The sequence below is a fragment of the Paraburkholderia translucens genome, from assembly GCF_020881035.1.
Classification (GTDB): Bacteria; Pseudomonadota; Gammaproteobacteria; order Burkholderiales; family Burkholderiaceae; genus Paraburkholderia; species Paraburkholderia translucens.
In genome coordinates, this window is the sequence record NZ_JAJITC010000001.1 from 532,740 (window position 1) to 546,499 (window position 13,760).

Here is a 13,760-nt window from a genome sequence, read left to right on the forward strand (position 1 = left end):
ATGCCGCACACTGCGTTCTATTCGACCACCAGCCCATCGATGTGGAGCGAACCGATCAATACGCTGACGCGGTCCCCCGCCTTCACCAGATTGCCCTTGTTCGAAAACACCATCCAGTATTCCTGCCCGGCGTCCAGTTGGCCCGTCTGCCGCAACTGGCCGATGTTGTCCATCACGGGTATTTCAAGCAGCACGTGATTCGCCGTGCCGTACAGATAAGGCGTCGCGTTCTTGTCGCCGAGCAGTTTCGCCTGCGCCGGGTCCGTCACGCGATAGCTGAAGCGCAACAGGTTGCCCGACGCCGTGCGGCGGACGTGCATGTGGTCGATGCCCCCAGTCGACTGATAGAACTCGCGCTCATGCAGGGTCAGCTTCATCGGTTCGTAGCGCGACACATGCTGCGACACCGTTTGAGCCTGCTGGGCCGCCGCCGGCATCGCTGGCAGTGCGGCACAGCAGGCCCACGCGACGATCGTCGTGCGTCTCATTGCAGCACTCCGGAGAGCGGTCCGTACAGTTGTAGCAGCAGCTGCGCCAGGTTACCCGTTCCGTTGCCGTTGCCGTTGCCGTTGCCGTTGCCGTTGCCGTTGCCGTTGCCGTTGCCGTTCCCGTTGCCATTGCCCGCAGATTTACTTTGCAGGAGTTCGACTGCACCGATGTCGTAGCCTCCGTTCTGCGGTCTCGCCGTGCCGAAGAAGTCATGATCCGGCGCGCCCGCACCCGTAGCCGCATTGAGAGCCGGCGAAGTCGACCGGATCGAGTAGTTGCCGAGCGGTAGACCGTAACCCGTGCTGCCTGAACCCAACGTCATGTTGAACAGCGAAAGCGGCCCATACGACATGTTGATCCACTGGTTGCCTTCGTCCGGTGTGGCCGACGGCAGCAGGCTGAACAGCGGGTTAGGCAGCACGGTATCCGCAATGCCGGGCGGCACCGCGAAGCCCGCGAAGGCATTGGCACCGGCGGTAACGGCTTCGGGCGGCACGCGCGAGCCGTTGCAGTATTGGCTCGTCACGAGCGGATTCGCTCCGCTGTTATGCGCGGACGCACTGTTGTAGTCCGTGATGTCTGTGATGATCGAATACTGCGGCGACAGCGTCACGCCCGACGAGTGATTCGCCGGTCCCGTATCGCCGTACGCGCCGATATCCCAGTACACGGCGGCCGGATCGCAATAGCCGGTCGCATGTCCCGCCTGGTTCAACGTCGGGTTCAGCGTCACGAGGTTCTGCACGCCCGGAATACTCGTGTTCTGGCCGGCCACGGTGATGTGGAACGTGCGGTTCTGCCAGAACACGTCGTTGGTGAGCACAGGTATCGAGAAATGGCTGCAGTCCTGTCCGGCCGGGCAACCCGCGTTTCCTTGCGTGAACGCCGCCAGGAAGTTCTGCGTATGCCTTGCGGTCTCGAGTCCCGACGGCTGATTCGTCGACGTCGTGATCGGGCTGCACGTCGTTTCCGACCCAACGGTCGTGCAGTTCGGCGGACCGACGTTGGCCTGCGCGGCGAGTGCCGTGTTGAACAGCACGCCGGCGGAAGCCGTCGAGTCGTTCGAGATCACGGTATTGTTGATGAAGCTCACCCGCACCGCGTCCTGCAGCGACACGCCGCCACCAGACCAGCCCGCTACGTTGTTCGCGATGATGTTGTTGATCACGCTCACCGCGTACCAGCGGTCCGGCTTGTCCGGGCTGCGCTGCACGTCCATGCCGTTGATGTTCTGCAGCCGCAGGCCACCGCCCTTGCCGCTTTCAGCCGTATTGCCGAGAATCAGATTGCCGTCGATCACCAGACCCGGCCCGACGCCATCGGGAAGCTCCGGCGCGCAGTCGAGATCAACCGGCGAGTTCTCGCAGAACGTGCCGTCGGGCGGAACGCCCTGGGCGATCAACCCGCCACCGTAGGTCGGCAGTGTCGGGTTGTTGCTCTGGTTGAACAGGATCCAGTTGTGCGACAGATCGCCGTTGTAGCTGAAGCCGAAGTGCGCGACACCGCCGCCGTCGCCGCTGCTGATGTTGCCGCAGACCCAGTTGTTGTTGAAGTGGTAGTAGTCTGCTCCCGAGCAGAATGTCACACCCGCTGCCGACGAAGGCGTCGTCGAGTTGATCTCGTCGCCGTACGATGCGTTCGATGTCACCGAATTGTGATGCACGTTGACATACGTGTTGTACAGGAAGGGCAACTGGGTATAGCCGTTGGCCGCGATCGTGCCGTCGGGCACTTCCACCTGGCCCACAGTGATCCCGCCGGTCAGCGTACCCGCGTTGCTGAACACGCGGTTGTTCGACACCTCCGTATAGTGGTTCCAGCCGTGCAGGAAGATGCCGCCGCCGCCCTGGGAGCTGTTCGTGATCGTGAGGCCGTCGATACGCGACGGATTGCACAGGAAATTGCTCGGGTACGCGGTGCAATCCGACTTGCTGCTCGTGAGCGGGGTGCAGATGCCGTTCGCGGTACAGTTCGCGTCGGCCTGCCCGTTCACATCGCGCACGCCCTTGGCGAGCACCGTGATGCCGGCGCCTTCGTACGCACCCATCAGCGACGGTTCCTGCAGCAGTTCTCCCAGGTTGCCGTTGAGCGTGTTGTCCCAGCCGACGGTCGGTTCAAGCGGAATTGCGTCCACCTTGCGTTGCATCGCTGTGGAGCACTTGTACGTGCCGGTGGGATCATACGGGTTGCTCGACGAGATCGGGGTGCCGTTCAGCGCGATGCCGAACAGGCAGTCGACCTGTCTGCGCCATGGGTCCATCTTGCCCGACGGATGCGTGTTCGCGTTCACGACCACCGAAGGCGCACCCACGCCCTGCAGACGCACCGGCTTCCACATCAGCACCATTTCGTTGTAGGTGCCTGGACCGACGATGATGAGGTCGCCCGGCGTGGCATTGTCGATAGCTGTCTGGATCGCGTTATTGGTCGCGTTCTCGCCGCCGACATAGCTCGGCGCCTTGCCGCCGATCGTGACCGTGACGGCATCGATCGACTGCTTGCCGTTTGCCGCCGTGACGACCAGTTCACCGCACCTCGTCTGTGGAGCGCCGCTCTGCGGGATCGTGCAGCTCGACTGGTTCGCATTGAGCGACGGCGTGTCGACGACGATCTGCGTATCCGACCACGACCGGACGTTCGCACTCACCCCGCCAATCGTTACGCTGCCTTGCGACGCCCCGAAACCGTAGTGCCGCGTGATGAACTTCTTGTTGTACGGATCCGCCGTCGCCGACGGTCCACCGTACGCGTGGTTCAGCACGGTCTGGTCGCCGAGCGCCTTGATGGTCAGCTGATGCGTGCTGCCCTTGTTCGGCGTCGCGTCACTCACCCACGGACCCGCACCGCCGCCGCTCGCATCGCCCGTCACCGACGAGATCGCCGGCGTACCGTCCGGATACGCGCAATCGGGCGGGTTATAGCCATCGGCGAAGGCCGATACGGGCACGACAGGCGTGTCCATGTATTGCGTCTGACCCGGCATGAACGGAATCTCGTAGCAGAACTGGCTGTACATAGGGTTGAAGAGCGGATCGCGGATCGTCTGCCCCGGATGCGCGGGGTCCGGCTTGTCGGGGTCGTTCATGCAGGCGACCATCATCGTCGGCGCGTAGCCCGTCGGGTTCGGCGGGTTCACTTCCCACGTCGAATAGTTCAGGCCGTTGAAGATGCCCCACGAATCCGAATACACGCGGCTCACTTCGTTGCCCGCAAAGTCCTTGAGCGAGACAGGCACGTTCGGCACCGCGAACTTTTCGCCGAATTGCGGCGAGTACGGATCGAACTCCGACGAGAAGTCATCGAGCATGAAGCCCGTGAAATGCGCGGCCACGTGCGTCGAACTGAAGATCCAGAACTTGGCGCGCGCCGTCATCTGATCGCTCAGCGTGACTTCCTTGCGATCGCACAGATGGCGCGATGCACCCGCGAACGGCGCGACTTCCTGCGACCTGGGGAACAGGCTGATGTAGTCCGGCACGACGCGCAACGCGCCCACGCACGGCCACAGCTGTTCATCGCCCTGCTTGCCTTCGTCGGTGCGCGGCGGCGAGCCCAGATCGGTGGTCGAGTTCACCGCGTTGTTCTTGTTGTACGTCGCGTTCACTGCTGCCTGGTCGGGCAGGATGAAAATGTTGCCGAGCGAGCCGAACTGCTGCGTGACGGGCGCGATGTAGTTGTCGCCGATCAGGATGTTCTTGTCCTCCTCCTTCACGAGTTCATAGCCCGGCGGCACGATGATCTCGACCACGTACTTGCCAGGAGGCAGCATCTTCGAGTTGTACCTGGTATCCGTAGGGTTCGCCACGCAGACGGTGCAGTTCGTGCCCGTCACTTTGCCCGCCGAATCACGGCCCGTTACGCTCGGGAACTGGTACATGCCGTCGTACGGTGCAGGCTGCAACTGATTGAAAGCATGCATGCCGTCATAGCACTTGAACTGCGAGTTATTCGGCAGCGTGCGCTTCTGCGGATCGAGCCATTGCGTGGAGTTTTTCAGCGTGAAGAAGAACGGATCCTTGGTAGGCCCGGTATCGGCTTCCTGGCCCGGGCAGTTCATGTTCGGCGTTTTGCCGTCCGGACGGAAGCCCTGCGCCCAGTCGTCCCAGCTGCTGGTCTTCGTCGTATCGACGAGCGTCAGGCTCTGCGTACCGTCGGGCGCCGTGCCCTCCTGATACAGATTGACCGTCACACCCGGAACGTTCGGTGTCCAGCTGGCGTGAACGAGCAGGGTCGGGTCATCGAACGGGCGCGTCGACGCGTACACCACCTCGCCGACAATTCCGCCGTTCTCGCCGGTGGCGAACGGCGCCTTGCCGAACTCGAGGAACGAGCTCTGCCCCGAGAATCCCTGCCAGCCTTCCGTCGTGACCCATGGCGGGTCGATGCGGCCCGTGGACGGATTGGTCCCTGAGCGGTCGTTGCAGTCCGCGTCATTACAGTAGATCGCGCCCGGCACGCGCAGATTGGTCGGCAGGTGCGCCGTCGCCGATTCCTGCGTGTTCGCGTAATGCGCGGCGATCGTCGAGCCGCCGCCGCCCGGCGTGCCATCCGGCGGCCCGCCCGCGTCATAGACGGCATGCACGCCGGTCTGCTTGTAGCGCGTCGTGTCGGCCTCTACGACGTACCAGTTGAAGAGCGGGAACACTTCGTTGAACGACGCATAGCCGTTCAGGTCGGTGGTGTTGAAGTTCGAATAGCTGCCGTCGCGGAAGCGGACGTTGGTCGGCACGAGCGCAAGCCCCGCCTCGCCGTCCTTCGACACGCCGGTATTGCTCGAATCGAGATACGTCCGCGTGTACAGGTTCGTGTGCCATTGCAGCACGGCAAGCTGGCCGACATCCGCCGTCTGCCCGCCCTTGACCTGCACCGCCGTCGCGAGACCATCGACGATCTGGTCGTTCCACTGGTCGAACACGGTGATACGGAACGTGCCGTCCGGCAGTCCGCCGATGCTGAACGTACCGTCCGCATTGCACCTCGTGAACGCGATATCTTCGCCATCAGGATCGCCGACGCTCACGTAGCACTGCGTGAAGCTCAGCGACTGGCGCGAACCGCTGCTGTACAGGTTCTCGTTGGGCGGACGGCTGTAGTGCAGGTTCGTGATCATGCCTTTGATGCCATTGTTGCAGGTCACGCCCTGGCAGTAGCCCGGCAGCCGGCCGTTGATGATCTTCGGGTTGGCGAAGCCGATCGTCACATGGAACCCCGCCGGACCAAACTCCTGGAAGTACGCGGGACCGCCGACCTTGATGAACGCGTCATGCGCCTTCTGGCCGTCCAGCGTGTTGGTTTGCAGCCATTCCTCGCCGCGTCCGATACGATCGGCACCCGGCGTGGCGACGACGCCATAGCGGCCCGGCATCAGGTTCGCGATGACCGCCTGGCCGACCAGCGGCGAAAGCGTCTTGCCGTCGGACTCGAACTTCGGGCAGGTCGGAATCATGCCGACGAGACCACCGTTCGTGGTCGTCGAGATCGGGCACGCGTTGAGGCCCGTGCTCGGGTCGATCATGCCGTTCAGCGAGTTCGAGAGCGGCATGTTGAACATGTCGTACGTCATCTGGCCGGTGGCATCGCCCGTGCCGCCCGCATCGTCGAAGAGCTTGATTTCGAAGCCGCCCAGGCCCGGCTCGCGGGCGGTGCCGAATGCATCGGTGCCACCGCTCACATCCACTTCTCCATTGACGGGCGCATCGTCTTCGAAGACGAACACGGAGATCTTCGCGGTCTGCAACGGCGTCTGCTGCAGCGCCACGTTGACGCTTGTCTGCGCGGGTGCGATCGGCGCACCACCCATAGCGTGACCACATTTACCCGTGCCGGGAGCGAAGTCCGCGCCGCCCGGACCCGACGGACAATCCTTCGCGATATCGAACTGCCGCTGCGCACCGGTCGGGTTCTTCGGGTTCACGGGCTGTGGCGCGCCCGCGCCGTTCGAGAAGGTGTTACCCGCGTCGCCCGGCAGGATCGACAGGTAGTAGTGCTTGGTCGGATCGAGCGCGACCTGTGACGGATCGACGGGAGTCTGTTGGGCGGTGCCATCCGTGCGGCACTGGCCATCGCCGATGTCGCACACCGTGCTCACGTGGGAGTTCGTGGCCGGGTTGAACACCGTCTGACCGGACTCGCACGAGACCGTGCCGACGCATCCCGCCGCGACAACGGGCATATAGCTCGTATGGAAATTGGTGCCGAGGCTCGGTACGGGAAGCGGCGGACAATTCGACGGACGTGTCGACGAATTCACCTGGCACGCCGGGTCGATCTGGAACGTGCGGTCTTCCTCGATGATCCAGCGGTAATCGGTGAGCTGAACAGGGGTCTTTCCCGGCGCGGTGCTCGGTGCATCCAGCACCTTCACAGCGAGCCCGCTGCCGCCCTTGAAGGTGACGGTGACCTTGGCCGTATTGCTCGACGTGTTTTGCGAATTGACGGCCTTGTACTGGAACGTGACCGTTGCGGTCGCGCTGCCTTTGGGCGGCGTCGACGGCACGGCATTGAACGAGCCGTCCGCGTTGAGCGTCACCGTGCCGCCCGTCGCGCTGCCGACGATCGACGCCGTGAGCGGCAGACCTGACGGATCGTGGTCGGGAAGCAGCACACCGGGCGCGCCGAGATGATATTGCGACGCGATGTAGCTCGTATAGGCGCCATCCACTGCAACAGGCGCACTCGACAGGCACTTCGCCGCCGTCGTGCAGGGCGCGAGCGTTACCGTCGCGGTGATCGCCGGATTGCCGTTGGCCTGATAGACGAAGCTGTCCGAGGTTGCGCCGGCTTTCGGTACATAGGTGAACGTGCCATTGGCATTGAGCGTGAGCGTGCCGTTCTTCGGCGGGGTCTTGAGCTGCACGCCATAGACGCCCACGTCGTTCGCGATCACGCCCTTCGCCGGGTCCGAGACCGTGAGCGTATTGCCGGCGACGAGGAAGTACGAGTCAGGATTGGCAACCGCATTCGCACTGCCGGCAGCCGATGTCGGTACGGCGCCGTTGTTCACGGCGATATAGCCCTGCATGCCGCCGTCGCGCTGGTTGTTCGCCGACAGGCTCAGTTGACGGTCGAACACCGGCAGGGCGAGCGAGCCCGTTGCGGGTGCGTTGATCATGACGTCAGTGGTTTTTCCCGCGGCAAGAAACACGGCCGACTGAATGCGCGGATTGCCGGGTAGCACGTTGCCGTCCTCGGCCATTAGCGAGAAGCCGGATGCGGATGCAGTACCCGTTTGCGCGCCGACGATGGACGGGACATGCATGCGCAAACCCGCGTTCACGAAGCGCACCAGCACCTGGCCATTGGCGGCGGGTGCCGTCGCGGGGAACGCCGAAACGGTCGGGTTCGTCCGATCGAATGAAAGGCCGTTGATCAGGTAGTAGCGCGGGTCGTAGTTCACCGCGGGCGGATAGCAGGTGTTGTACGTCGTCGAAGCGGGATCGCCGCATTGGCCCGCGAGGCCGGACCACACGCGGGTCTCGCTGAAGCCGGGGGTGGCGACGGCCGTTGCGACCGACTGGTTCTGCACGGGGTCGATCTCGCTCAGCACGAGGGGCACGTCCGCGTCATAGTTGATGCCCGGATAGGCCACTCCTTGCGTGCCGGTACCGGGGGGCGTCGTGACGACGAGCACGCCGTAAAGGCCCATCGGCCCCTGAATCGACGGATGCGTGCCCGATTCGATCAGGTAGGTGCCGGGGCTCAGATTGTTCCAGGTCATCGACACGGGCATGGTATTGCCGTTCGGCACTTCCGTCGCGAACGACTGCACGCGCGGCCCCTGCGCCGGGGGCGTGAAGGTCGCGCTCGTGCTCGTGCTGGCCAAGGGCCAGGTCGAAGTCTGCGTCGCGTGAACAGGGCTCGGCGTCGACGTGGCGGTGCTGCCGAGACCGCCGCCCAGTTGCCCGACGATCACGAGTGACGTCGGCACCCGTGCAGGCAGGTTGTTCGTGAGGTTGATGGTCAGCGAGCCGGGCAGCGACGTGATCAGGATGGGCGACCAGTTCGTGCCCGCGCTCGGGTTCGCCGTTGCACAGGTTGCCGCGCCGGTAGGCGTACCGGTGCATGTGTAGCCCCACATCGGCACGGTTTGCCCATCAGGGAGCGTGACCGTCTGCGCCTTGGCGATCAGGTTCACGCTATGTGCGGACACCATCGCGCTCGCCGTCATCAGCAACGACGCCACGACGCCCGTTTTCACGACGCGTGCAAGCGTCCTTTTGAAATCGTCGGCTCTCATCGCGGTTCTCCCCGTATTCCTAGTAGCCTTCGTTGATCGTGAACGCCTGAGGATCGACGAGCATCATCATCATCATCCCGCCGGGGAACGTGTTGTTCGTCGTGATCTCACGTTCATTGTGCGAATGCCACATGTAGGCGAATCCGGCTTCCCCTGTCGGCGAATTCGCGACCGTGCCGCTCGGCGGCGTCGTACCCGTATATGACGTGGCTCGCATCGTCGCGTCGGGACCGAGATAGGGACTGCCGCCGAACCAGGTGCCATTCGTCACAATGCGCGCGTCGGGCAGCGTCACAGGACCGCCGCTGGCGACGTTGCCGAACGGATGCGCTTCGAGCGGCTTGTCGTGATCGGCGCACCACTCGTAATAGTTGGGCGCGGTCGGATCGGCCGTGTAGTAGCCGTTTGCATCGGGAATGCACACGCTGCCGTCGCCCGGTTTGTGGCCATACACGTCCCAGTTCAGCCCTTTACCCGTCCAGTAGAAGATGCCGTCCATCGCGAGACCGGGCGTCGTGGTCGTCGTGAAGAGCAGCGGTCCGGCGAGCTTCGTCGAGTCCGTCTTGCTCAGCAAAAGGTTGCCGTCGCGCGCGAGAACACGCACATGATTGCCGTGCTCGTGAAACGGATGCTGCCAGCGGCCCAGGCCAATTACGCGCAGCAGCACGAGTTCGCCCGGATGCATGTGTGGATTGCCGTTATACGGCTGGTGCGGGTACTGCTGCGAGTAGTTCGGATCCATGTCGTCGGGCATCGAGCGGCCGTTGATCATGAAATACGCGGGGTGATACGGCTCTGTCTCGACAGTCATGCAACCCGTCTGACGCGTGCATGGCTTGCTCGCTTCCTGTTCGGCCTCGCTATGAATGCGCGAGTCCATCTCCGAGAACTGGAACAGGTACTCGCGGTCGTAGCACGTCGCCGGATGGTCGTACGCCGCAGCGGCGTTGCGATAGTCTGGCTGTCCGTCGGGCAGATTTGACTGAACGGTGCGGCAACCGCTCGGCACCGTGTTCGGCAGCACGATGATCGCGCCCGACAGGCCCATCTCGACCTGCAGGTCGCCCTGTGTCCCGCTGTAGTAGGTATGCGTGCCCGGCGTCGTCGCGACGAAGCTGTAGGTCACGGTGTTGCCGTGCGTCGCCTCGCGCGTCAAGAGGCCCGGCACGCCCGTGAGGGTCGAAGGGCACGTGCCGTCCGCATTGAGCACGGCGGCGCAAACCTGGAAGCCCGGAAAGAGAATCGAGGTATTGCCTGCCGCGACCGGCAGGTTGTTGGTCAGCGTGATGGTGACGACGGCGCCCTCCTTCACGATCAGCGTGGGCCCCGGCACCTGCATGCTCGGACAGGTCGCGTTCGTGATGTTCGCGGGCAAGAAGCCTGACGGGGCCGTGCTGCAGCCATAGCCCCACGCGTAAACGCTCGACCCGTCAGGCTGGCTGATGCGGTTGGCTTCCGCGCTCAGCCTGAATGACGTCCCCGTAATGCCGGGCGCGGCGGCTTGCGCGTTCACGCAGTGAATGAGCGCAATGACGATCGCATAGAACAGCGCGAGACGCACGGCGGATCCGCGGCGCACAAGCGTATTGCGCCGGAAGTTGTCGATGATGTTGCCCACGGCTCATCTCCTAGGTACAGGACTTCGTGGTCGGGTCCACCGAATTGCAGATGTGAACCTCGGTCATCAAACCGCCGAAGTTCTCGGCATCGTTCGACAGGTGATCGAGGTTCGGTGTGTACAGGTAGAAGATCGAGCCCGCCGTATATCGAGTCGTGTCGCTTGCATCGAGAATCACGTCGACCGATTCGCCGCCGCCGAGCGTCACCGAGTTGGTCAGGTACGTCATGTCGTTGCCCGCCATGTCACGCAGCAGGCGCGCGTTGACGCCTATCACGTGCATAGGAATGCCCAGCGAGGCGAGCGTCTGGAACTCCGTGACGTCGAGATCCGAAATGCGCAGCAATGCCTTGCCACCCGCCGGAATGTTGATGAGCGCAGGCAGCGGCTGCGAATAGTGCAGCGTGCCGTCGGCAACCGGCGTTTGCATCGGGCCGGGCGTGACGGTGTCCGGGTAGCTGCGTCCGTTGAGCAGGAAGTACTTGTCCTTCATGTCGACGAACGGCTCGGGGTTGAACGTCATGCCCACGAAGTGGAAGTTCGGATCGAAGCCGTGTATCTGCACGGGATACTCGACGTCGTAGGCCGTCGATCCGTCGCCGTCGTTGTACGCGTACAGCGTCGGCTTGCCGCTCTTGTTGTTCACGTGAAGCACGCTGTTTGACGGCGGTATCGGCGTCGAGCAGAGAATGTCGGTGCCGCATGCCGTGCGCGGATCCTTCTGCTGTTGCATCAGTGCGTTGTACAGCGAGGCGCCGCCCGGCACACGATCCTGGCGCGGTCGAACGTAAATCTGGCCAACCATGCCCATTTGCAGGTGCTCCGGCGGCGTGATGTGGCAGTGCCAGAAGTAGGTGCCGGCATCGGGCGCGACGTAGTAGTACGTGAAGCTCCCGCCGATGTTGATCGCCACCGAGGCATCCGGCACCCCGTCATAGAACGACGACGCATTCGGATAACCGTGGAAGTGCACGGTGTGCTGCTCGAACAGGTCGGGGCGCATGATCATCCCGACGTTGGTCAGCGTGAGGAAGAACTCATCGTCTTCGTCGATGGCCATCGTCGGCGCGGGGATGTTGCCGTTCATCACGCCCGTCTGCATGATCTGCCGGGGATCGACGTGGCCGGTTGTCAGCGAACCGGGCGGCGTCGATTCAGGATCGGGTACGAGTCCGATCGCTCCGTTGTAGTTCGGATCGGCGGACGTGCCCTTGACGTTGAACACCGACGCGAATTCGGTGCCGGGCTGACCATTGCGAATATCCGCGAGGCCGGACAATGGGCCGAACGAGAACAGGTAAGTCTGTGTCCCGTCGCCCATCGTTGCGTAGCCGTCGCCGCCCGAGATCTGCTGGCACTTGATGGCGCCGTTGACGACGCCGGTCGACTGCGAATTCTGTCCGGTCACAGATGGACCCGTATACGCAGGCTCGCCAGCGCCTGCCGGCAGCGCGTTCGGATGCAGGGTGGTCGTCGGCGGGCATTGCACCCGGAACGACTGCGCGAGTGACGGCAACGCGAACAACAGCAGCAACAGTGCCGCCACGCCGTTGCGGTAGGCGAGGGTGCTGAACATAGGACCTCCGCTGAGGTGTCCGACAGCGCCGGAAGTGTGCTGCCGTCAAGCTCTGCGATCACGAGACCGGGTGCATCGTTGCGAACCCCGTATCTGGATTCTGCAGATCGCCTGTGTGGGAGGAAATGGGGCACCTCCCTACACTTGCGGGAGGATTGACCCAACGGGCAAGGGGAACCGTGGTATCGTGCGATGGGCTCGGCGCAGTGACGAAAGCTGCGGGTTTTAGGACGCGGGTCGGGGCTGACAAGCGGTACGATCCGCTACGATCCGCCGCGACCAGCGCATTCGATCGAGGAGAAACCTGCTCATGTCGCATCCCGTTGCCCTGCCCTCCTACCGCGACAGCGTGCGCGCCGAATGGGTCGACTACAACGGCCACATGCGCGACGCCTTCTACATGCTGATCTTCAGTCTCGCGGCCGACGTGCTGATCGATCTCATTGGCCTGCCCGACGCGGTGCGCAAGGAGCGGCATCGTTCGATCTATACCCTCGAAGCGCACCTCAACTATCTTCACGAAATCAAACAAGGCACGCAGCTTCGCGTCGACATGAGGGTGCTTGGGCACGATGCGAAACGAATGCATCTGTACTTCGAAATGTTTTCGCTGGACCCGACGCCGAACCAGCACAACGGCCCGGTCGCCGCGGGCGAGCAGATGCTGCTGCACGTCGATACCAGCGGCCCGCGTGGCGTCGCTTTCGACCCGGACGTCAAAGCGCGCATACACGAGCTCGCGCAAGCGCACGCGGCGTTGCCGCCGGCGCGATTCGCCGGACGTGTGATCGCTCTGCCGTGCGCCGCGCAACCCGAAACACAAGCCGAACGGAGTGGCCATGCTTGAGCCGCAAATCGCCGCCTTTATCGAACGGGCCAGCGCGCTCTATCCGTCGCATCACGCGGCGATGACGCCGCGCGAGCAGCGCGATCTGTACGACCGCTATGCCGCATCGTTGACGCCGCCGCTGCCCAGCGAACTGATCACACAGGACGCGAGCTTGCACATCGACACGGGCCATGCGATCCCGCTGCGGCTCTACCGGCATCCGGCGAAGGCGCGCGAAAACGGCGGAATCCGCGGCACGGTGCTGTATTTCCACGGCGGCGGCTTCGTGCTCGGCTCGCTGAACAGTCACCAGATGATCACCGCGCGGCTCGCCGCCGATACCGGCCTTGACGTGATCGCGGTCGACTACCGGCTCGCGCCCGAGCATCGGGCGCCGGCCGCGCACGAGGACTGCCTCGCCGTCACCCGTGCCGCGTTGACCCACCGCCTGCCGTTCGACCTGCCCGACAACGGCGCATTGCAACTCGCAGGCGACAGCGCCGGCGGCACGCTCGCGGCAAGCATCGCGCTGCGCTTGCGCGACGACGGCGTGAGCGGGGTGCGCGGCATCGCGCTCGTTTATCCGATGCTCGGCACCGAGCCGCAATGGCCCGCGCGCGACACGGAGGCTCATGCGCCGATGCTGACGCTCGCGGACGTGCATCAGTTTCGCGACGCTTACTGGGGAAAAAGTGAGGATGGAGGCGAAGCCGCGCCCGGTCCTGCATGGACGATCCCGCTCGCCGCCACCCGCTTCGACGGACTGCCACCGACGCTCGCCATCGGCGCCGAGCACGACCCGCTACGCGACGACGCGCGCGTGTTCGTCGAACGGATTCGCGCGGCAGGTGGAGATGCCCGGCTCCTGATCGGTGCGGGGCTCGTACATGGATGCTGGCGTGCGCTCGAAACGAGCCCGGGCGTGCAGGCCATGCACCGGGCCGTATGCGATTTTCTCCGCGAACACGCACGCGACTAGCGCACCGGCACGAACCGCCGCGCCCGACGCGTG

At 63.9% G+C, this 13,760-nt stretch carries 6 protein-coding genes; 2 read left to right on the forward strand and 4 right to left on the reverse strand.

Annotated elements, in window-relative coordinates:
- Positions 1 to 17: 17 nt before the first annotated feature.
- The 4 genes from LJ655_RS02415 to LJ655_RS02430 form a co-directional block, all read right to left on the reverse strand.
- Positions 18 to 488: a hypothetical protein gene (locus LJ655_RS02415; RefSeq protein WP_425605761.1), complete on the reverse strand. Its 471-nt coding sequence runs from the start codon at positions 486 to 488 to the stop codon at positions 18 to 20.
- The gene (locus LJ655_RS02420; protein WP_230559654.1) at positions 485 to 8,725 is read right to left on the reverse strand and encodes an Ig-like domain-containing protein; all 8,241 of its coding nucleotides are present in this window, start codon (positions 8,723 to 8,725) and stop codon (positions 485 to 487) included. Before LJ655_RS02420 ends, LJ655_RS02415 begins: the two co-directional genes overlap by 4 nt.
- A 19-nt stretch (positions 8,726 to 8,744) precedes the next feature.
- Positions 8,745 to 10,286 carry a multicopper oxidase family protein gene (locus tag LJ655_RS02425; RefSeq protein WP_230559821.1) on the reverse strand — a complete coding sequence of 514 codons (1,542 nt, stop codon included), beginning with the start codon at positions 10,284 to 10,286 and terminating at the stop codon, positions 8,745 to 8,747.
- A 67-nt stretch (positions 10,287 to 10,353) separates the two neighbouring features.
- Complete coding sequence (locus LJ655_RS02430) at positions 10,354 to 11,919, reverse strand: multicopper oxidase domain-containing protein (RefSeq protein ID WP_230559655.1); 1,566 nt, start codon at positions 11,917 to 11,919, stop codon at positions 10,354 to 10,356.
- A gap of 310 nt (positions 11,920 to 12,229) precedes the next feature.
- On the opposite strand from LJ655_RS02430, the gene LJ655_RS02435 reads away from it, so the two are divergent.
- Positions 12,230 to 12,766, forward strand: a complete 537-nt coding sequence (locus tag LJ655_RS02435; protein WP_230559656.1) for a thioesterase family protein — start codon at positions 12,230 to 12,232, stop codon at positions 12,764 to 12,766.
- Positions 12,759 to 13,727: an alpha/beta hydrolase gene (locus tag LJ655_RS02440; protein WP_230559657.1), complete on the forward strand. Its 969-nt coding sequence runs from the start codon at positions 12,759 to 12,761 to the stop codon at positions 13,725 to 13,727. The genes LJ655_RS02435 and LJ655_RS02440 overlap by 8 nt, the downstream gene beginning before the upstream one ends.
- The last annotated feature ends 33 nt before the right edge of the window (positions 13,728 to 13,760 follow it).

Bases quoted from the DNA above. Each gene is read 5' to 3' on its own strand.
- LJ655_RS02415 (WP_425605761.1), bottom strand. From the start codon at position 488: ATGAGACGCACGACGATCGTCGCGTGGGCCTGCTGTGCCGCACTGCCA.
- LJ655_RS02420 (WP_230559654.1), bottom strand. From the start codon at position 8,725: ATGAGAGCCGACGATTTCAAAAGGACGCTTGCACGCGTCGTGAAAACG.
- LJ655_RS02430 (WP_230559655.1), bottom strand. From the start codon at position 11,919: ATGTTCAGCACCCTCGCCTACCGCAACGGCGTGGCGGCACTGTTGCTG.
- LJ655_RS02435 (WP_230559656.1), top strand. From the start codon at position 12,230: ATGTCGCATCCCGTTGCCCTGCCCTCCTACCGCGACAGCGTGCGCGCC.
- LJ655_RS02440 (WP_230559657.1), top strand. From the start codon at position 12,759: ATGCTTGAGCCGCAAATCGCCGCCTTTATCGAACGGGCCAGCGCGCTC.